Genomic DNA, 20,887 nt, shown 5'->3' with positions numbered 1-20,887 from the left:
CGCGTGTTCCAGGCGGAACAGCAAAGTTTCCTTAAATCTCTCAGGCTAGGGTCATCCTTCGTTTCCTGCGCCCGGATGTGTTCATGGTTTTGCGTCTCGCATTTGGCATCGGCCTTGTCCTTGCCGTCTCCGCCAACGCTGCATTTGCGGCCGATGACCCGGCCCCGTTGCAGATCGTCGTCTCCAAGGATCAGCAATCACTGGTCGTCTACGACGGCGACACGGTGATCGCCACCTCGAACGTCTCGACGGGCAAGGCCGGCCATTCGACGCCGACCGGCATCTTCTCCATTCTGGAAAAGCGCCGCTTCCACAAGTCGAACATCTATTCGAACGCACCGATGCCCTTCATGCAGCGGTTGACCTGGTCGGGCATTGCCCTGCATGCGTCGAACCACGTTCCGGCGTATCCCGCATCCCACGGCTGCGTGCGCATGCCGGAGGATTTTGCCGAGCACCTGTTCAAGATGACCGGCCGCGGCGCGCATGTGCTGATCTCTGACCGCCAGTTGACCCCTCTCGCCATCGCCGATCCCTTTCTCTTTCAGCCGACAGTGTCAGAACCCGCACTGCTCTCGGACGTACCCCTGCGCCCCAGCGTCTCGCAGGTCCATTCAAAAGCCGTCGAGGTCGCGACGGTCGAGCCCAGCCCCGTCAAGGCGGCGCCCGTCGCGACCGGCGATAAGCCACCGATCCGCATGCTGATCACCCATCGCGGCGAGCGCGAGATCACGCTCGATGTTCAGGCGCTGCTCAACGAACGCGGCTATGCTGTCGGCATCCCGGACGGGTATGCCGGCCCTGTGACCGTCGAGGCCATCAAAGCGTTCCAGACAGCGGAAAACCTCCCCGTCGACGGCAAGATGACGCCCGCTTTCGTCGAAGCGCTCTATGCCAAGGCCGGCAAGGGCAGGCCGCCGAACGGCCAGCTTCTCGTGCGCCGCGATTTTACGCCGCTGTTTGCGACGCCTGTGGTGATCGCGCAGCCCGAGATCGCGCTCGGCACGCATTTCCTGCAGTTCCAGAACATCGATGCTTCGACCGGCAAGGGCGAGTGGTTCGCCATGACGCTCGACAACGCCGTGCCCGGCCCGATGAAGAAGCGACTGGGCATCACCGTGGAAGAGGATGCGATGGCATTCAACGCCATACAACGCACCATGGGTCGCCTCGCCATCCCGGAGGGTGCACGCCGGCGGATCAACGACTTGCTGACCGAAGGATCGTCGCTGACCATCTCCGACATGGGCATCGGGCAGGAAACCGGCGACGGGACGGACTTCGTGACAATCACGCACGCCCCGAAATCCTGAGCCGAACTGCGGCTTGCCGCTACACCAGTTCGACGTCGATCACGCCGGGGGCGGTTCTCAGCGCCGCGGCGATCTCGGCCGAGATGCGGTATTTCTCGCTGAGCTCGACCTCGATCTCGCGTTGGCCATTGTCCTTGATGACGATGAAGGAAACGAGCCCGTCACCCCTGGTGTTCAGATGCGTGGCGACAGAGCGCAAGGGGCCGGAATCGCGGACATAGACACGCAACGCCTTCTGCAGCTGCAGCGAACGCTCCTCGAGCGATTGCAGCGTCTGGATGCGCAGACCGATGCCTTCGGGCCGCTCCTCGGCCTGCACGGTCATCACGAGCGACTTGCCGGGTTCGAGCAGGTCGCGGTACTGGTTGAGCGCTTCCGAAAACAGCACCGCCTCGAACTGGCCGGTGGAATCGGAAAAGGCAATGATGCCCATCTTGTTGCCGGTGCGGGTCTTGCGTTCCTGCTTGGAGGTCACCGTTCCGGCAAGCCGGCCGGCGGTCGCGCCCTTTTTCACCGAGGCTGCAAAATCGGCGAAGGTCTGGACGCGCATCTTGGCGAGCAGGTCGTTGTAGGTGTCGAGCGGATGGGCGGAGAGGTAGAAGCCGAGTACCTGGAATTCGCGGTGCAGCTTCTCCGATGCCAGCCATGGTGCATAGGCCGGAAGGCTGATCTTTTCCGGCCCGGTGGCCGCCCCTGCCCCGAACATGTCGCTCTGGCCGCTGACCTTGTTGGCCTGCGCGATCTGCGCAAAGCCGAGAACGCGGTCGAGGCCGCCCACGAGTTCGGCGCGGTCATAGCCGAAACAATCGAATGCGCCGGCGCAGATCAGGCTTTCGAAGACGCGGCGATTGAGCAGCTTCGGATCGATCCGCAGGCAGAAATCCTCGAGGCTGGCAAAGGGCTCGTCGCCACGCACTTCGACGATATGGTCGACCGCCGCCTCGCCGACGCCCTTGATGGCGGCAAGCGAGTAGTAGATGCGGTTGTCGCCGGTCTCGAAGCGCCTGAACGAGGTCTGCACTGACGGCAGGATGACCTCTATGCCGAGCCGGGCCGCGTCCTGGCGGAAATCGTTGATCTTGTCGGTGTTCGACATGTCGAGCGTCATCGAGGCTGCGAGGAACTCGACCGGATAATGCGCCTTCAGATAGGCGGTCTGATAGGAAACGATGGCGTAGGCGGCCGCGTGCGACTTGTTGAAGCCGTAATTGGCGAACTTGGCGAGCAGATCGAAGATCATGTCGGACTGCGCCTTGGAGACGCCATTGGCGACGGCGCCGTCGACGAAACGGGCACGCTGCTTGTCCATCTCCTCCTTGATCTTCTTGCCCATGGCGCGGCGCAGAAGGTCTGCTTCGCCGAGCGAATAGCCGGACAGGACCTGGGCGATCTGCATCACCTGTTCCTGATAGACAATAACGCCCTGCGTTTCCTTGAGCAGGTAGTCGATTTTCGGGTGGATCGATTCGATCTCTTCCTCGCCATGCTTGCGGGCGTTGTAGACCGGGATATTCTCCATCGGACCCGGACGATAAAGCGCCACCAGCGCAATGATGTCCTCAATGCAGTCCGGCCGCATGCCGATCAGCGCCTTGCGCATGCCGGCACTTTCCACCTGGAACACGCCGACCGTATCACCCTTCGACAGCATCTCGTAGGTAATCTGGTCGTCAAGCGGCAGCGCTTCGAGCTTGACGTCGATGCCGCGCTTGGCGATGAAATCGACGGCGACCTTGAGCACCGTCAGCGTCTTCAGGCCAAGGAAGTCGAACTTCACCAGCCCCGCCTGCTCGACCCACTTCATGTTGAACTGGGTGACCGGCATGTCCGAACGCGGATCGCGATACATCGGCACGAGCTGCGACAGCGGCCGATCGCCGATGACGATGCCGGCGGCGTGGGTCGAGGCGTGGCGGTAAAGACCCTCGATCTTCTGGGCGATATCCAGAAGTCGACCGATCACCGGCTCCTTGTCGACCTCTTCCTGGAAACGCGGCTCCTCCTCGATCGCCTTCGACAGCGGCGTCGGATTGGCTGGATTGTTCGGCACCAGCTTGCAGATCTTGTCGACCTGGCCATAGGGCATTTCCAGCACGCGGCCGACGTCGCGCAGGGCGGCGCGCGCCTGCAGCGATCCGAAGGTGATGATCTGCGCCACCTGCTCGCGGCCGTACTTGCGCTGGACGTAGCGAATCACCTCTTCCCGGCGGTCCTGGCAGAAGTCGATGTCGAAGTCGGGCATCGAGACGCGGTCCGGATTGAGGAAGCGCTCGAACAGCAGCGAGAACCGCAGCGGATCGACGTCGGTGATGGTCAACGCATAGGCGACCAGCGACCCCGCGCCCGAGCCGCGGCCCGGGCCGACCGGGATGTCCTGAAGCTTTGCCCATTTGATGAAGTCGGCAACGATCAGGAAGTAGCCCGGAAACTTCATCTTCTCGATGACGCTGAGCTCGAAATCGAGCCGCTCGCGATAGTCCGTCTCGGTGTAGCCGGGCGACATGCCGAGCCTCTGCAGCCGGTCTTCCAGGCCCTCGACTGCCTGACGGCGCAGTTCGAGCGCCTCGGCGCGCTCGGCTTCCGCCGGATCGTCGGAGGCGCCGGTGAAGCGCGGCAGGATCGGCCCGCGCGTCTTGAGCACAAACGAGCAGCGCCTGGCGATTTCGACGGTGTTTTCCAGCGCTTCCGGCAGGTCGGCAAACAGGGCCGCCATGTCCTTGCGGCTTTTCAGATAGTGATCCGGCGTCAGGCGGAAGCGGCTGTCGTCCGACACCATCGCATTGTGCGCCACCGCCATCAGCGCGTCATGCGCCTCGAATTCGGCCGGCGACGGAAAGAAGGGCTCGTTGGTCGCGACCAGCGGCAGTTCGAGCTTGTAGGCGAGATCGATGACCCGACCCTCGTGGCGGCGATCATATTTGCCGTGGCGCTGCAGTTCGACGTAAAGCCGGTTACCGAACACCGCCGCCAGTGATTTCAGGCGCGTCTCGGCAAGCGCCGCATGTCCCGACTTCAAGGCCATGTCGACCGGCCCGCCCGCCGCGCCGGTCAGCGCAATCAGACCTTCCGTTCCGCCCTCCTGCAGCCACGACAGCGCAATACGGACGGACTGGTTGCCCTCGCCGCCGAGATAGGCGCGGCTGACGATATCGACGAGACGGACATAACCGGCATCCGTCGCCGCAATCAGCACGATCGAGGGAAGTTTGGTCAGATGCTGCGCGTGTCCGCGCTTGTCGCCCTCCGCCTCGTCCTCCATGTCGATCGACAACTGGCAGCCGATCAGCGGCTGCAGACCGTCGTCCATGCATTTCAGCGAAAACTCAAGCGCTGCAAACAGATTGTTGGTATCGGCAATGCCGATCGCCGGCTGCCCGTCCGCCACGGCCTTGCCGATGATCTTCTTGATCGGCAGCGCGCCTTCGAGCAGCGAAAAGGCCGAATGAACGCGAAGATGAACAAACTGCGGAGATTCAGCATCCTGCTGCTTGTCGCTTTTCACATCCGCCATCGCACACCCCGATTCCCGTAAGGGCCGCAGGATATCCCGTTTCTGTCCGCCGATGTCCACATTTCATCCGCCGCACGCCGGCTTTTTCATGCGGTCTGTTGCTTGTCCACAGCCCGGTGCGGCGTGGCCCACGCTGCCGCAACGGCAAAGCTGCAACGAAGCCTAGCGTGTCACATGCCCATGATGATGATCGAAAAGCTGGCGACGAACATGGCGACTGAGGTAAAAGCAGCGAGGTCCCGAAGAAAGTCAGTCATTGCAAGGCTCCCTTTTCCGTTATGTTCTATTGTTGTTCTATTTATGTTCTTCCGTCAAGGGGTGACAGCCGATCTTCCGTTCCAGCACTCGCGGCATGGTAAACGGTTTCAATCTGGTCCTCTTCCAAGGGCGAGGACCTCTGGACGCCCGCAGGCGAGCCGATTAGTCTCACGCCGATGACAATCGAGGGGCGAAGAAATGAGGATGTCACTGGCCGTCATGACGGCGTTTATCGGCCTTTGCGCAACTGTGGCACAGGCTGCCGAAGCCATCGATCCGGACCGCATCGTGTCCGCCGCCACCGGCGATTGGGACAAGGACGACAGCCCGGACCTGGCGATGCTGGTTTCCGCGCCTGAGGGCAGCGACGAGGATCACGGCATCTACATCTACCTGAAAGGCGAGACCAATCGTCTCCAGTTGAAGACTTTTGCCCCCAACAAGGTCTGGGGTAAGCTGACGATCTATGGGCAGGAGCCGTTCATCGAAGCCTTGCCGAACGGCTCGATCCTGATCACGTCGCACAACGACTCCATCGGCCGCGACCGCCGGGAGCAGAAGCTGACCGTCGCCTATCGCAATTTCGATTTCGTCGTCGCTGGATATACCTATTCGTCCTACGACACGCTCGATCCCGACAATACGTCGCAATGCGATTTCAACGTGCTCACCGGTAAAGGCACAAGCAACGGCAAGCCGATCGCCGCCAAGGGCGAAATCGTGCTGCTCAAGGATTGGTCGGATGATCGCGGCCGGTCGGTCTGCGGCAACGAGTAATACCACAGCGCGCTGAGGACCGATTTCATAGGCCGGATTGTCGCTGCTACAGTTCCACGACCTTGCCGTCTTCGATGGTGACGCGGCGATCCATGCGCGAGGCCAGCTCGTAATTGTGCGTGGCGATCATCGCTGCCATGCCGGACTGGCGCACCAGCGCTTCCAGAGCCTCAAAAACATAGCCTGCGGTTTCCGGATCGAGGTTTCCGGTCGGCTCGTCAGCCAAAAGCACCAAAGGTGCATTGGCAACGGCTCGGGCGATCGCAACGCGCTGCTGTTCACCACCGGAGAGTTCCGAGGGACGGTGCTCGGCGCGATGGCCGATGCGCATGAAATCCAGCAATGCGCCCGCCCGTTCGCGAGCCTCGGCCTTGTTGAGGCCCGCGATCAGCTGCGGCATCATGATGTTTTCGATCGCCGTGAATTCCGGCAGGAGATGATGGAACTGGTAGACGAAGCCGATGTCGTTGCGGCGGATCGCCGTGCGCTGCTCGTCGCCGAGCGCACCGCAGGACTGGCCGTTGATGAAGACTTCGCCGCCATCCGGCCGCTCCAACAGGCCAGCCAGGTGCAGGAGCGTCGACTTTCCTGTGCCGGACGGCGCCACGAGCGCGACCGTCTGCCCCCCGTGCAGCGAGAAATCCGCGCCCTTGAGGATCGACAGGGTCTCGTCGCCCTGGCTGTAATGACGTTCGACGCCGGAAAGCTGCAATGCCACGCGCGCATTCATCGTGTCTGTTTTCCTTGTTTATTCGTAGCGCAGAGCCTGAACCGGATCGAGGCGCGAGGCGCGCCAGGCCGGAAAGATCGTGGCGAGGAAGGACAGGCTGATCGCCATGGCAATGACCGAGATGGTCTCGCCGGGGTTCATGTCGGCCGGAAGCTGGCTGAGGAAGTAGAGTTCCGGGTTGAACAGTGTCGTGCCGGAAATCCACGAAAAGAACTGCCGGATGGATTCGACATTGAGGCAGACGATGACGCCGAGAAGAACACCCGCGAATGTGCCGACGATGCCGATCGCCGCGCCCGTCATGAAGAAGATGCGCATGATCGAACCGGAGGTGGCGCCCATGGTGCGCAGGATGGCGATGTCGCTGCCCTTGTCCTTCACCAGCATGATCAGGCCGGAGACGATGTTGAGTGCCGCCACCAAGACGATCAGCGTCAGGATCATGAACATGACGTTGCGCTCGACCTGAAGGGCCGAAAAGAACGTCTTGTTGCGGTCGCGCCAGTCGCTGATCAGCACCTGCCGGCCCGCCGCATCCTCGATCGGCTGGCGCAGTTCGTCGACCAGATCCGGATTGGCAACGAATAGTTCTATCGACTGGGCGATGCCTTCGGCGTTGAAGTAAAGCTGTGCTTCCTCGAGCGGCATGAAGATGATCGAGGCGTCATATTCCGACATGCCGATCTCGAAGATCGCCGAGACGGTATAGGATTTGACGCGCGGGTTGACGCCCATCGGCGTGACGTCGCCCTCGGGCGCCACCAGCGTGATGGTGCCGCCGGCGGTGATGCCGAGCTGTTCGGCCATGCGTGAGCCGATAACAACGCCGGTTCCGGCCGCATAGCCGACAAGATCGCCGGACTTGATGTGGTCGGAGATGGATTTCATCTTGCCGAGATCGTCGGCCCGCAAGCCGCGCACCAGAGCGCCCGTGCCGGCCCCGCCCGGACCCGAGGCGAGCGTCTGGCCCTCGATCATCGGGATTGCCATGGTGACGCCCTTGACGCCTGCAAATTTCGTCGCCAGGTCCGCATAGTTGTCGAGCGGCCCGTCGAGCGGCTGCACGATCATGTGGCCGTTGATGCCGAGAATGCGCGAGATGAGCTCGGTGCGAAAGCCGTTCATCACCGCCATGACGATGATCAACGTCGCCACGCCGAGCATGATGCCGATGAAGGAAAAGCCGGCGATCACCGAAATGAAGGCTTCCTTGCGCCGCGACCGCAGATAGCGCCAGGCCACCATGCGCTCGAACGTGGAAAACGGACGGCTCGATGGCGGCTGGACCGCCACGGCCTTCTCCTGCTCTAGCGTGGTGGCGCTCATTCCGGCTCCCTTATTTCGAAGCAGTCAGCTTGTTGATGGCAGCCTCGACGGTCAGCGTCTCGCGGGCGCCGGTCTTGCGGTCCTTGAGTTCCACCTCGCCGCTTGCGACGGAGCGCGGACCGGCGATGATCTGGACCGGCACGCCGATCAGGTCGGCGGTCGCAAATTTCGTGCCGGCGCGGTCGTCCTTGTCGTCATAGAGCGGATCGAGACCGGCCTTGCCGAGCGCGCCATAGATGGTCTCGCAGGCCGTATCGCAGGCCGCATCGCCGGATTTCATGTTGATCACGACTGCATCGAAAGGCGCGATCGAAGCCGGCCATATGATGCCGTTCTCGTCATGCGAGGCTTCGATGATCGCCGGAACGAGGCGCGTGGGGCCGATACCGTAGGAGCCCATGTGCACCGTGTGTTCCTTGCCGTCGGGTCCCTGTACCTTGGCGCCCATGGCTTCGGAGTATTTCGTGCCGAAATAGAAGATATGGCCGACCTCGATGCCACGCGCGGACACCTTCGCGGCGTCGTCAATGGCGTTGAAAGCAGCCTCGTCATGCATTTCGGACGTCGCGGCATAGCGCGACGTCCACTGGTCGAAGATCGCCTTCATGGCGGCCGCATCCCAGAAATCGGTATCTTCGGCCGGAATGTCGAAGCTCAGGAACTCCTTGTGGCAGAACACTTCCGATTCACCGGTATCGGCAAGGATGATGAATTCGTGGCTGAGATCGCCGCCAATGGGGCCGGTATCTGCCCGCATCGGAATGGCGCGAAGACCCAGGCGCGAAAACGTGCGCAGATAGGCCGCGAACATCCGGTTGTAGGAATCGACGGCACCTTGCCGGTTCAAGTCGAAGGAATAGGCGTCCTTCATGAGGAACTCGCGCGAGCGCATCGTGCCGAAGCGCGGACGGATTTCGTCGCGGAATTTCAGCTGGATATGATAGAGGTTGAGCGGCAGATCCTTGTAGGACTTGACGTAAGAGCGGAACACGTCGGTGATCATCTCTTCATTGGTCGGGCCATAGAGCATCGGCCGGTCCTGGCGATCCTTGATGCGCAGCATTTCCTTGCCATAGGCGTCGTAGCGGCCGCTTTCCTGCCAGAGTTCGGCCGATTGCAGCGTCGGCATCAACAGCTCGATGGCGCCCGCCCGGTTCTGTTCCTCGCGGATGATGGCATTGACCTTGTCGAGCACGCGCTTGCCAAGCGGCAGCCAGGTGTAGATCCCGGCCGACTGCTGCCGAACCATCCCGGCGCGCAGCATCAGGCGATGCGACACGATCTCCGCTTCCTTCGGGTTTTCCTTCAGAATGGGCATGAAAAAGCGGGACAGGCGCATGAACGGGTTCCGGAACTTGATGCACTTCGCCTATCGTCGGATTCGGGCGAAATAACGTTGAGCGTGCAGCCCCTGCGCGCTCCACGAGCGCACCATCAGGCGCTGCTGTTTGACTGTTTCTCGCGGCGCTCCGACCAGCCGATTCAGGAAGAAAGTCGCACCGCGTTCAAGCGTTCATAGACGCTTCGCGACAGGAAGAAAACCCGTCATCTTCGCGAGCGCCACAGCTTGGAAAGCCCATACATCGGATGCAGGAAGCGTAACTGGAAGGTGCGGCAAAAAGGCACGGTAATAACAGTAATCAGACGGAAGTTGTCAACGGAAAAATTTTGCTCGACTGTAGCAAAAATGCAAAAAAATCAGATGACAACGCATAATGTTTGGGCTAGTTTCGGCTCACAAAAGAGGCAGGGAGATTAAATTCTTGTCGATTTCGCGGTCAAGTCTTGGGAGGATAAGATCTTAGGCGCGGTCATACGCAGCCACCGGTAACGGATAAGGATCACGCGATACTTTAAGAACAAGGCTTTCAGCCTTGTTTTTTTTTGCTTTTCAGAAATTCGAATCAAGAGAAAAAGGTATCGACGCTTTAATCGTGTCAACTCTGTGGCGCGCGCCTCGGCGGCGTCCGCGCTACCGTCCGTAAGCTGTCGCTATCGCAATAGCGGATGTCGCAACGACACACGACCGATCTGCTGTCAATAAAATTTCGGCGCGAATTGGGGGATCGCGTCCAAACCGTAGCCCAGCCGCACCGAGAGGATATACCACGCAAGGTGGATGATGGCGGCAAGCACCGACGTGATCAGGAAAACACGCAAGCCCCGGAAGCGCGCCGGCGCGCTCTCGACGCTGCCGGGCACCACCTCGTTCTCCTCGGCCTGGGTGCGCAGGCCGATCGGCAGGACGATGAACAGCGTCAGCCACCAGATGATGAAGTAGATCGCAAAGATGGAAAAGATCGGCATCGTGGTCTCTCACTGCGAAGGACGCTGAACGAGCTCCCTTTGGCATTGTCTGTCGAGCAGCTTATACCGCTTTGCGGCCGGTGGCACAAACGCCCGGCTCGCGCCCTTCTGTCACACCTCTTCCAGTTCGATCAGCGTGCCGAAGAAGTCCTTGGGATGGAGGAAGAGCACCGGCTTTCCATGCGCCCCGATCTTCGGCTGGCCGTCGCCGAGAACCCGGCCGCCCGCGGCAACAAGGCTGTCTCGGGCTGCGATGATGTCCTCGACCTCATAGCAGATATGGTGCATGCCGCCCGCCGGGTTCTTGGCCAGAAACGCCGCAATCGGCGAGTCTGAGCCCAGCGGCTCCAGCAACTCCACCTTGGTGTTTTCGAGCGTGACGAAAACTACGCTGACGCCATGCTCTGGAAGTGCGTCGGGCTCCGTCACCGTTGCGCCAAGCACCGACCGGTATCTTTCCGCCGCCTCGGCAAGGTTTGGAACGACCAGAGCAATGTGGTTGACACGTCCGAGCATGGTTTGCCTCTCGTGGCCGTCAGAGCTTGTTGATGAACACGGTGACGACCGGCTTCTTGCCCCAAACCTCGTTGGCGGTGCCGCGAACCGCCCGTCGAACCGCTTCCTGCACCATGGCAAGATCCTTGCGCTTGCCGCGCGGTATGCTTTCGACGGCGCCAAGCACCGCATCATAGAGCGTGTCGTTCATGTCCTCGCCCTCATCGTCGAATTCGGGAAGGCCGATGGCAACGACCTCCGGATCGGCGTTGAAATCATACCGCTCGTCGAGCACGACATTGACGGACACATGGCCGGCAAAGGACAGCTTGCGGCGTTCGCCGATACCCATCTCCTCGAAATCGCCGATCAGGCCGCCGTCCTTGTAGATACGCCCATGCGGCGCCGTTCCGATCACCGTTGCCGGCCCCGGTGCCAACCGCAGTATGTCGCCATTGCGCACCCGCGGAACCGTCTTGATGCCGGATTGCAGGCCGAGTTCCGCCTGTGCGGTCAGATGTGCCGCCTCGCCGTGGACCGGCACGAGAATCTGCGGCCGCGTCCATTCATACATTTGCTGCAACTCGTGCCGGCGGGGGTGGCCGGAAACATGCACGAGGGCTTCGGAGTCGGTGACGATATGGATGCCCTGTTCGACGAGGCCGTTCTTGATGTCGTTGATCGCCTTCTCGTTTCCGGGAATGGCGCGAGAAGAAAACACCACGGTGTCGCCCGCCGTCAAAGCGACGTTGCGCATCTCGTCCCGAGAAAGCTTTGCCAGCGCCGCCCGGGCCTCACCCTGGCTGCCGGTCAGGATCACCACGACCTTGTCCCGCGGGATATAGCCGAATTCGTCTTCAGCGATGAAGGGGTTCAAACCTTCCATAAGGCCGACATCGCGGGCCACGTCGCAGACACGCTTCATCGAACTGCCAAGCAGAAGGACTTCGCGACCGGCGGCGGCGGATGCCTTGGCGATCGAGCGGATGCGGCCGACATTGGACGAGAAAGTGGTGATGGCGACGCGGCCGGTGGCGTTCTCGATGATCTTGGTGAGGCTTGCCGAAACCTCTTCTTCCTGGGGCGATACGCCATCGCGCATCGCATTGGTGCTGTCACACATCAGCGCCAGCACGCCCTCATCGCCGATCGCGCGGAACCGTGCCTCGTCCGTCAGCGGACCAAGGGTAGGCGCATGATCGATCTTCCAGTCGCCGGTATGGACGATATTGCCGAGCGGCGTGCGGATCACCAGGGAAATCGGCTCGGGGATCGAATGGTTGACGCCGACCGCCTCGATCTCGAACGGACCAACATTGATCCGGTCGCCCTGCTTGAAGATGGTGATCGGCACATCAGCGCGCGTGCGCTCGTAATTGCGTTTGGCATCAAGCATGCCATCGGTAAATGGTGATGCGTAGACGGGAACGTTGAGGCCGGGCCAGAGATCGGCGAGCGCGCCATAGTGATCTTCATGGGCATGGGTGATGATGATACCCTTGAGGTTCTTGCGCTCCTCCGCGAGAAAGCGGATATCCGGCAGCACCAGATCGACGCCGGGCAGCTCCGGTCCCGGAAAGGTGACGCCGCAATCAACCATGATCCACTGGCGGCTGGACGGCGCACCATAGCCATAAAGAGCCAGGTTCATGCCGATTTCCCCAACCCCGCCCAGCGGGAGGAAGACGAGTTCGTCTTGTTTGCTCATTGAATGATTGCGCCTTGTTTTATCCGAAAAATACATCGCCTGCGGCGATGCGGTGGACCACGCCTGCACCCATGTCGAGCATCAGCCGGCCGTCTTCATCTATGCCTTCGAACCGTCCGGAAAGCGAGCGGTCCGGCAGGTTGACCGTGATCTTCTGGCCTATACCACCGGCCGCCGCCCGCCATTGGGCAATAATTTCGGCGATACCCTGCCCGCGGTTCCAAATGCTCAATACCTCGCCCATGCTGCGAAACAGGTGGGCAAACAATTCTTCTGGCGACACCGCTGCCCCTTCCGCCTGCAGGCAGGTGACGGGATAGAGCGCGTGGTCGGGTGCGTGCGCGACATTGACGCCGCAGCCAATGACCAGTGCGTGCCTGCCATCAGGCAATCCCTCGCCTTCGAGCAGGATACCGCAGCACTTCTTGCCGGCAATCAGGATGTCGTTTGGCCATTTGATTGATACGGGGTTGGATCCCGGCGGCATGACCGCCTGGATTGCCCGATGCACGGCGACGGCTACAGCCAGCGGCAGCGAGTGAAGCCTGTCCATCGGCGCCGGATCGATCAACAGCAGCGAGGCGTAGAGATTGCCAGGCTCCGAAGTCCAGGCCCGGCCGCGCCGCCCTCGTCCCTCCAGCTGCCGTGTCGCGGTGATCCAGTGAAGTCCCGGATCACCCGCGCGGGCACGGATCAGGCATTCGGTGTTCGTCGATCCGACATCGCCAAGCGCGGTATGCCGGAAATCATCGAGCGCCAACCTGCCGATCCGGTCCTGGCCCGTCAAAAGAAGGTCCGCGCTGCAACTTCGGCCGCCGTACCGATCGGTCCGCCGATCAGCACATAGGCGGCCACGAACAGACCGGAGAGACCGTAGACGAGACGCAGAACGCCCGATGGACGCGCGAATTCGCCCTTGGCTTCATCGAACCACATCAGCTTGATGACACGCAGGTAGTAATAGGCCCCCACGACCGAGGCCAGAACGCCGATGATCGCCAGTGCGTAAAGCTGCGCCTCGACTGCCGCCATGAACACGAAATACTTGGCGAAGAAGCCTGCAAGCGGCGGAATGCCGGCCAGCGAGAACATCATAACCGTCAAGACCGTCGCCATCAGCGGATTGGTCTGCGACAGGCCGGCAAGGTCGTCGACGTTTTCGACGTGATTGCCGTCCTTGCGCTTCATCGCCAGAATGCAGGCGAAGGTGCCAAGCGTCATGACCATATAGACCAGCATGTAGATCAGCACGCCGCGCACACCGGCCATCGAACCGCTGGCAAGACCGACGAGCGCATAGCCCATGTGGCCAATCGACGAGTAGGCCATCAGTCGCTTGATGTTCCTCTGGCCGATCGCCGCAAATGCGCCGAGCAGCATAGACGCGATCGAGATGAAGACGACGATCTGGCGCCAGTCGGCAACGATCGGCTCGAATGGCGTGATGACCAGACGGATAAGCATCGCCATCGCCGCGATCTTCGGTGCGGCGGCGAAGAATGCCGTGACCGGCGTCGGCGCACCCTCATAGACGTCCGGCGTCCACATGTGGAACGGAACGGCCGAAATCTTGAAGGCGACGCCGGCAAGAATGAAGACGAGCCCAAACACCAGGCCGAGCGAACGACCTTCGGCCGACAGAGCCGACGCGATGGCCTCGAAACCGGTATGGCCGGTGAAGCCGTAAACCAGCGACATGCCGTAGAGCAGCATGCCCGACGACAGCGCGCCGAGAACGAAATATTTGAGGCCGGCTTCCGTCGAACGGAGGTTGTCGCGGTGCATCGCGGCGACGACATAAAGCGCCAGCGACTGCAGTTCGAGCGCGAGATAGACGGAGATGAGGTCGTTGGCCGAAATCATCAGCAGCATGCCGAGCGTTGCCAGCACGACCAGCACCGGAAACTCGAAGCGGTCTATACCCGCCGAGCGAGCCTCGCCCGCCGACATGATCAGCGTGGCCATGGAGCCGGCCAACGTCAGCACCTTCATGAACCGGGCGAACGGGTCGGAGAGGAACACGCCGCCATAGGCCTGACCATCGCCGGTCTGCCAGATCAGCCAGGCCCCCGAAACGGCAAGCAGGCCAACCGCAAGGCCGGTGACCAGTCCGGACGATTTTTCGCCCGTGAACACACCGATCATCAACAGGACCATGGCGCCGACCGCAAGGATCAGCTCCGGCGTCGACAGGTGCAGGCTAGCAAGGAATGTTTCAGCAGTCATTTCAATCCCGTCCTGTCGTCATTTCGCCGAAAGCGCAACGTCTTGCGCGGCCTGCACGGCGGCAGTGTAGTTGTTCACGAGGAGATCCACCGAAGCAGCCGTCGCATCGAACACCGGCGCCGGATAGACGCCGAAGAAGATGGTCAGCACGACCAGCGGATAGAGAATGGCCTTCTCGCGGCCCGAGAGGTCGAGCAGCGACTTCAGGCTGTCCTTCTCGAGTGCGCCGAAGATCACGCGGCGGTAGAGCCAGAGCGCGTAGCAGGCCGAAAGAATGACGCCGGACGTCGCGAAGAAGGCAACCCAGGTGTTTGCCCGGAAGGCACCGAGCAACGTGGTGATTTCGCCGACGAAGCCGGACGTGCCGGGAAGGCCGACATTGGCCATGGTGAAGACCATGAAGGCGACCGCATATTTCGGCATGTTGTTGACGAGGCCGCCATAGGCGCTGATCTCGCGGGTGTGGGTACGGTCATAGACGACGCCGACGCAAAGGAAGAGCGCGCCGGAGACGATGCCGTGCGACAGCATCTGGAAGATCGCGCCCTGTACGCCCTGCGTATTGGCCGCGAAAATTCCCATCGTCACATAACCCATATGGGCGACCGACGAATAGGCGATCAGCTTCTTGATGTCGGACTGCATCATCGCCACCAGCGAGGTGTAGATGATGGCAACGATCGACAGCGAGAAGACCATCGGCGCAAAATACTCGGAGGCGAGCGGGAACATCGGCAGCGAAAAACGCAGGAAGCCGTAGCCGCCGAGCTTCAGGAGGATACCCGCCAGGATGACCGAGCCTGCCGTCGGCGCCTGGACGTGCGCATCGGGAAGCCAGGTATGGACCGGCCACATCGGCATCTTCACCGCAAAGGATGCGAAGAAGGCCAACCATAGCCAGGTCTGCATCTGGCGCGGGAAGTTGTAGGCAAGCAGTTCGACCATATCGGTCGTGCCGGCCTGCCAGTACATCGCCATGATGGCGAGCAGCATCAGCACCGAGCCGAGCAGCGTATAGAGGAAGAACTTGTAGGACGCGTAGACGCGATCCTTGCCGCCCCAGACCCCGATGATGATGAACATCGGAATGAGGCCTGCTTCGAAGAAGACGTAGAAGAGCACGATGTCGAGCGACACGAAAACGCCGACCATGAACACTTCCAGAAGCAGGAAGGCGATCATGTACGCCTTCAGGCGCTTCTCGATGGTCAACCAGCTTGCCAGCACGCAGAAGGGCATCAGGAATGCTGAAAGGACGACGAAAAGGACTGAAATGCCGTCCACGCCGAGATGATAGGAAATGCCCGTACCGAGCCAGGCGTGCTTCTCGATCATCTGGAAGCCGGGATTGGCGTAGTCGAAGTCCCACCAGACCCACAGCGACACAAGGAACGTGACGATCGTCGTGAAAAGCGAGACATTCAGGATGTTGCGGCGCCCGGCCGCGCTGTCTTCACGCATCAGAAGCAGAACAACAACGCCGGCCAGTGGCAGGAAGGTGACCGCGGAAAGAATGGGCCAATCGGTCATCAGAAGGAGCTCCCGAGCATCATCCAGGTAACGAGCGCCGCAATGCCGATCAGCATCACGAAGGCATAGTGATAGAGGTAACCGGTCTGCAGGCGAACAACTCGGTCGGTGACGTCCATGACGCGCGCGGCGATGCCGTTCGGGCCAAAGCCGTCGATGACCCTGCCGTCACCTTCCTTCCACAGGAAGGTGCCGAGGCGCTTGGCCGGACGGACGAACAGGAAGTCGTAGATCTCGTCGAAGTACCACTTGTTGAGCAGGAACTGGTAGAGAACGCGGTGCTGATTGGCCAGATATTTCGGCGTTTCAGGCGAGCGGATATACATGTACCAGGCGGTGATCAGGCCGAGCGCCATGGCGCAGAACGGGCTCCATTTCACCCAGAGCGGGACATGGTGATATTCCTCGAGCAGTTCGTTCTCCGGCAGCGTGAACAGTGCGCCCTGCCAGAAGTGATTGTAGTCGTGACCGAAGAAATAGTCGTGGAACAGGAAGCCCGCGAGGAGCGCGCCGGCGCCGAGAAGGTAAAGCGGCACAAGCATGACCTGAGGCGATTCATGGACGTGGTGCATGACCTCATGCGACGCGCGCGGCGTGCCGTGGAAGGTCATGAAGGTCAGACGCCAAGAATAGAAGCTCGTGAACAGGGCGGCAATCACCAGCAGCGAGAAGGCGAAACCGGAGAGCACGCTGTGCGAGGCGAAGGTCGATTCGATAATCGCGTCCTTCGAGAAGAAGCCGGCAGTGCCGATGACGGTGCCCGGAATGCCGACCCCGGTCAGCGCGATCGTGCCGATGAACATCATCCAGTAGGTCCACGGGATATGCCTGCGCAGCCCGCCCATGAACCGCATGTCCTGCTCGCCATCGACGGCATGGATAACCGAGCCGGCGCCAAGGAACAGCAGCGCCTTGAAGAAGGCGTGCGTGAACAGGTGGAAGATACCCGCGCCATAGGCGCCGACGCCGAGCGCGACGAACATGTAGCCGAGCTGCGAGCAGGTCGAATAGGCGATGACGCGCTTGATGTCGTTCTGCACGAGACCGACGGTCGCTGCGAAGAACGCCGTGACGGCGCCGATCAGCACGACGACGGTGCGGGCGTCCTCGGTCAACTCGAACAGCGGCGACATGCGAGCGACGAGAAAGACACCGGCGGTGACCATGGTTGCGGCATGGATGAGCGCCGACACAGGCGTCGGGCCTTCCATGGCGTCCGGCAGCCAGGTGTGCAGCAGGAACTGCGCCGACTTGCCCATCGCGCCCATGAACAGCAGCAGGCAGATGGCGGTGACGGCGTGCGGCTTGTCGAGGTGCATGCCGAACAGGTTGATGACGGCTTCGCCGCCTTCAGTGGCACCCTCGGCCGGCAGATAGCTTGCGGCCGTCGCGAAGATCGTTTCGAAGCTGATGGAGCCGAACAGCACGAAGACGCCGAAGATACCGAGCGCAAAGCCGAAGTCACCGACGCGGTTGACGATGAAGGCCTTGATCGCCGCAGCATTTGCCGACGGCTTCTTGTACCAGAAGCCGATCAGCAGATAGGAAGCAAGACCGACCCCCTCCCAGCCGAAGAACATCTGCAGCAAGTTGTCAGACGTTATGAGCATCAGCATCGCGAAGGTGAACAGCGACAGATAGGCAAAGAAACGCGGCCGGTTCGGATCATGGTGCATGTAGCCGATCGAGTAGACATGAACCAGGCACGATACCGTGTTGACGACGACGAACATCACCGCCGTCAGCGTATCGACGCGGAAGGCCCACTCGGCATCGAAGCTGCCGGACTGGATCCAGCGCATCACCGTGACCCTGATCATCTCCGTCTCGCCGAGCGCGACGTTGAAGAAGACGAACCACGACAGCACGGCGACAATCACCATGAAGCCGGTGGTGACATATTCCGACGCCTTGGCACCGATCGAGGTGCCGAACAGGCCCGCGATCAGGAAGCCGATCAGCGGCAGGAAGACGATGGCTTGAATAATCGCATTCATGGCCCGCTCAACCCTTCATCATGTTGACGTCTTCGACGGCGATCGAGCCGCGGTTGCGGTAGAAGACGACGAGAATTGCAAGACCGATGGCGGCTTCCGCGGCCGCGACGGTCAGAATGAACAAGGCGAACACCTGGCCGGTGATGTCGTTCAGGAACGACGAGAAGGCGACCATGTTGATGTTCACCGCAAGCAGGATGAGTTCCACCGACATCAGGATGATGATGACGTTCTTCCGGTTGAGGAAGATGCCGAAGACGCCGAGCGTGAACAGGATGGCGCTGACGGTCAGATAGTGGGAAATACCGATTTCCATGATGATTGTTCCTTGACCCGCGTCCGTCTTAAAGGCCCTGACCCGACTTGACCTTGACCACTTCGACAGCGGTCTTCGGCGAGCGGGCAACCTGCGTGGGAATGTCCTGGCGCTTGATGTTCTGGCGATGGCGCAGCGTCAGCACGATGGCGCCGATCATTGCCACCAGCAGAACGAGGCCGGCGATCTGGAAGAAGTAGACATAGTGCGTATAGAGCACGTCACCGAGCGCTGCCGTGTTGGTCCGCTCCGTGATCGCCGGGATCGGCATCGAAATCGACTTGGCGATTTCCGGCGACAGCGTGCTGCCGCCGACCACGATGATCAATTCAGCCGCGAGCACCAGGCCGATCAGCGCGCCGACCGGCGCATAGTCGAGCACCCCTGCCCTCAGTTCGGTGAAATCGATGTCGAGCATCATCACCACGAAGAGGAAAAGAACCGCAACCGCGCCGATATAGACGACCAGCAGGATCATCGCGAGGAACTCGGCTCCGGTCAGCAGGAACAGGCCGGCCGCGTTGAAGAACGTCAGGATCAGGAACAGCACGGAATAAACCGGGTTTCGTGCGGAAATGACCATGAACGCCGACGCAACGGCGACGAATGAAAAAAGATAGAAAAAAAGAGCCTGCAGACCCATGATCGGTGCCTTTTTCGTCTTCCCCGGGCAGGAATGACCGACAGGCCACCCTTTCCCACTGGCGAACCGGTTGTCCCGGCCCGCCCAAAATCTCGTTGACGCCTGCCCGGCAAGGCAGGCGCAGTCCCATCGAAAGGTCTCAGCGGTAAGGCGAGTCCATTGCGATGTTGCGGGCGATTTCCCGCTCCCAACGGTCGCCGTTGGCGAGCAGGCGCTCCTTGTCGTAGTAGAGCTCTTCACGCGTCTCGGTGGCGAACTCGAAGTTCGGGCCTTCGACGATCGCGTCCACCGGACAGGCTTCCTGGCAGAAACCGCAATAGATGCACTTCACCATGTCGATGTCGTAGCGAACGGTGCGGCGCGTGCCGTCGTTACGGCGCGGGCCGGCTTCGATGGTGATCGCCTGGGCAGGACAGATCGCCTCGCACAGCTTGCAGGCGATGCAGCGCTCTTCGCCGTTCGGATAGCGGCGCAGCGCATGCTCGCCGCGGAAGCGCGGGCTGACGGGGCCTTTTTCGAACGGGTAATTCAGCGTCGACTTCGGTGCGAAGAAATAGCGCATCGACAGGAAGAACGCACCGACGAATTCCTTGAGGAACAGCGAACTGACGGCTTGCGACAGACTTGCCATCATCAACCTCCAAACAAGCCGGCCTGGGACGCGCCGGCGAATATTGCGAAACGGGAAACGGACATCAGGCCCACACCACCAGTTTCAGCACGACTGCAACAATGAAGACCATGGCGAGCGACAGCGGAAGGAAGACCTTCCAGCCGAGCCGCATCAGTTGGTCGTAGCGGTAGCGCGGCACGAAAGCCTTCACCATGGCGAACATGAAGAACACCATCGAGGCCTTCAGGACGAACCAGATGATGCCGGGAACCCAATTGAGGAACCAGACGTCGACCGGAGGCAGCCAACCGCCGAGGAACAGGATCGTCGTCAGCGCGCACATCAGGCAGATGGCGGCGTACTCGCCGAGCATGAACATCATGTACGGGGTCGAGCCGTATTCGACCATGAAGCCGGCGACCAGTTCCGATTCCGCCTCGACGAGATCGAAGGGCGGACGGTTGGTTTCAGCCAGCGCCGAGATAAAGAAGACGATGAACATCGGAAACAGTGGCAGCCAGTACCAATCGAGGAACGAGCCGGGCAGACCGATCATCGTGCCGAGGCCGTCACGCTGTGAATCGACGATATCCGTCAGGTTCAGCGAGCCGGCGCACAACAGGACGGTGACGATGACGAAGCCGATCGAGACCTCGTAGGAAACCATTTGCGCTGCCGAGCGCAACGCGCTGAGGAACGGATATTTCGAGTTCGATGCCCAGCCGCCGATGATAACGCCATAGACTTCAAGCGACGAAATGGCGAATACATAAAGGATGCCGACATTGATGTTTGCCATCACCCAGTTTGCATTGAGCGGAATAACGGCCCAGGCGGCCAGCGCCAAGGTGACGGAAACCAGCGGCGCCAGCAGGAACAGCACCTTGTTCGAGCCGGCGGGGATCACCGGTTCCTTGAAGACGAACTTCAAGAGATCGGCGAAGGACTGGAAAAGTCCCCAGGGGCCTACCACATTCGGTCCACGGCGCATCTGCACCGCGGCCCAGATCTTGCGGTCAGCGAGCAGAATATAGGCGATGAAGATCAGGAGAGCGACCAGAAGCAGCAGCGACTGGGCGATCATGAGGGCCGTTGGCCACACATAGGTCGAAATGAAAGCGTCCATTTTCGTCTTAT

General features: G+C 60.9%; 17 protein-coding genes. 2 read left to right on the top strand and 15 right to left on the bottom strand.

Annotated elements, in window-relative coordinates:
- Nucleotides 1-89: 89 nt before the first annotated feature.
- A complete protein-coding gene (locus JNB71_RS23325; protein WP_220374211.1) occupies nucleotides 90-1,313 on the top strand; it encodes a L,D-transpeptidase family protein in 1,224 nt (407 codons plus the stop codon).
- Nucleotides 1,314-1,332: 19 nt separating this feature from the next.
- Here the strand turns inward: JNB71_RS23325 and dnaE are convergent, their stop codons facing one another.
- Nucleotides 1,333-4,824 carry a DNA polymerase III subunit alpha gene (gene dnaE / locus JNB71_RS23320; RefSeq protein ID WP_220374154.1) on the bottom strand — a complete coding sequence of 1,164 codons (3,492 nt, stop codon included), beginning with the start codon at nucleotides 4,822-4,824 and terminating at the stop codon, nucleotides 1,333-1,335.
- A 456-nt stretch (nucleotides 4,825-5,280) separates the two neighbouring features.
- Here dnaE and JNB71_RS23315 point away from each other — a divergent pair, with 456 nt between their 5' ends.
- Nucleotides 5,281-5,859, top strand: a complete 579-nt coding sequence (locus JNB71_RS23315; RefSeq protein WP_220374153.1) for a hypothetical protein — start codon at nucleotides 5,281-5,283, stop codon at nucleotides 5,857-5,859.
- Nucleotides 5,860-5,905: 46 nt separating this feature from the next.
- On the opposite strand, the gene JNB71_RS23310 is transcribed toward JNB71_RS23315, so the two are convergent.
- The 14 genes from JNB71_RS23310 to nuoH all read right to left on the bottom strand — a co-directional run bounded on the left by JNB71_RS23310 (nucleotide 5,906) and on the right by nuoH (nucleotide 20,876).
- Nucleotides 5,906-6,589 (bottom strand): ABC transporter ATP-binding protein, encoded by a 684-nt coding sequence (locus JNB71_RS23310; protein ID WP_220374152.1) that lies wholly within the window; start codon nucleotides 6,587-6,589, stop codon nucleotides 5,906-5,908.
- 18 nt (nucleotides 6,590-6,607) lie between these two features.
- Nucleotides 6,608-7,915: a lipoprotein-releasing ABC transporter permease subunit gene (locus JNB71_RS23305; protein WP_220374151.1), complete on the bottom strand. Its 1,308-nt coding sequence runs from the start codon at nucleotides 7,913-7,915 to the stop codon at nucleotides 6,608-6,610.
- Between the two features lie 10 nt (nucleotides 7,916-7,925).
- Nucleotides 7,926-9,254 carry a proline--tRNA ligase gene (proS, locus tag JNB71_RS23300; RefSeq protein WP_220374150.1) on the bottom strand — a complete coding sequence of 443 codons (1,329 nt, stop codon included), beginning with the start codon at nucleotides 9,252-9,254 and terminating at the stop codon, nucleotides 7,926-7,928.
- Nucleotides 9,255-9,952: 698 nt separating this feature from the next.
- The gene (locus JNB71_RS23295) at nucleotides 9,953-10,222 is read right to left on the bottom strand and encodes a DUF1467 family protein (protein ID WP_220374149.1); all 270 of its coding nucleotides are present in this window, start codon (nucleotides 10,220-10,222) and stop codon (nucleotides 9,953-9,955) included.
- Between the two features lie 111 nt (nucleotides 10,223-10,333).
- Nucleotides 10,334-10,738: a methylmalonyl-CoA epimerase gene (gene mce, locus JNB71_RS23290; RefSeq protein ID WP_220374148.1), complete on the bottom strand. Its 405-nt coding sequence runs from the start codon at nucleotides 10,736-10,738 to the stop codon at nucleotides 10,334-10,336.
- Nucleotides 10,739-10,757: 19 nt separating this feature from the next.
- On the bottom strand, nucleotides 10,758-12,425 hold the full coding sequence (locus JNB71_RS23285) for a ribonuclease J (RefSeq protein ID WP_220374147.1): 1,668 nt from the start codon (nucleotides 12,423-12,425) through the stop codon (nucleotides 10,758-10,760).
- 19 nt (nucleotides 12,426-12,444) lie between these two features.
- Nucleotides 12,445-13,212, bottom strand: a complete 768-nt coding sequence (locus JNB71_RS23280; RefSeq protein ID WP_220374146.1) for a biotin--[acetyl-CoA-carboxylase] ligase — start codon at nucleotides 13,210-13,212, stop codon at nucleotides 12,445-12,447.
- Nucleotides 13,209-14,651 (bottom strand): NADH-quinone oxidoreductase subunit NuoN, encoded by a 1,443-nt coding sequence (nuoN, locus tag JNB71_RS23275; RefSeq protein WP_220374145.1) that lies wholly within the window; start codon nucleotides 14,649-14,651, stop codon nucleotides 13,209-13,211. Before nuoN ends, JNB71_RS23280 begins: the two co-directional genes overlap by 4 nt.
- Nucleotides 14,652-14,669: 18 nt before the next feature.
- Nucleotides 14,670-16,181 (bottom strand): NADH-quinone oxidoreductase subunit M, encoded by a 1,512-nt coding sequence (locus JNB71_RS23270; protein WP_220374144.1) that lies wholly within the window; start codon nucleotides 16,179-16,181, stop codon nucleotides 14,670-14,672.
- The gene (nuoL, locus tag JNB71_RS23265; protein ID WP_220374143.1) at nucleotides 16,181-18,178 is read right to left on the bottom strand and encodes an NADH-quinone oxidoreductase subunit L; all 1,998 of its coding nucleotides are present in this window, start codon (nucleotides 18,176-18,178) and stop codon (nucleotides 16,181-16,183) included. The genes JNB71_RS23270 and nuoL overlap by 1 nt, the downstream gene beginning before the upstream one ends.
- A 7-nt stretch (nucleotides 18,179-18,185) precedes the next feature.
- A complete protein-coding gene (gene nuoK / locus JNB71_RS23260) occupies nucleotides 18,186-18,494 on the bottom strand; it encodes an NADH-quinone oxidoreductase subunit NuoK (protein ID WP_037169335.1) in 309 nt (102 codons plus the stop codon).
- Between the two features lie 28 nt (nucleotides 18,495-18,522).
- Nucleotides 18,523-19,137 (bottom strand): NADH-quinone oxidoreductase subunit J, encoded by a 615-nt coding sequence (locus JNB71_RS23255; protein WP_220374142.1) that lies wholly within the window; start codon nucleotides 19,135-19,137, stop codon nucleotides 18,523-18,525.
- A gap of 139 nt (nucleotides 19,138-19,276) precedes the next feature.
- Entirely contained in the window at nucleotides 19,277-19,768 is a 492-nt protein-coding gene (nuoI, locus tag JNB71_RS23250) for an NADH-quinone oxidoreductase subunit NuoI (protein WP_018325965.1), read from the bottom strand.
- A gap of 64 nt (nucleotides 19,769-19,832) precedes the next feature.
- Complete coding sequence (nuoH, locus tag JNB71_RS23245; RefSeq protein ID WP_018325966.1) at nucleotides 19,833-20,876, bottom strand: NADH-quinone oxidoreductase subunit NuoH; 1,044 nt, start codon at nucleotides 20,874-20,876, stop codon at nucleotides 19,833-19,835.
- Between the last annotated feature and the right edge of the window lie 11 nt (nucleotides 20,877-20,887).

Source organism: Rhizobium herbae (assembly GCF_019511375.1).
GTDB lineage: Bacteria > Pseudomonadota > Alphaproteobacteria > Rhizobiales > Rhizobiaceae > Pararhizobium > Pararhizobium herbae_A.
The sequence above is the reverse complement of the archived record's forward strand: the minus strand, read 5'-3'. Positions and strand labels throughout refer to the sequence as shown.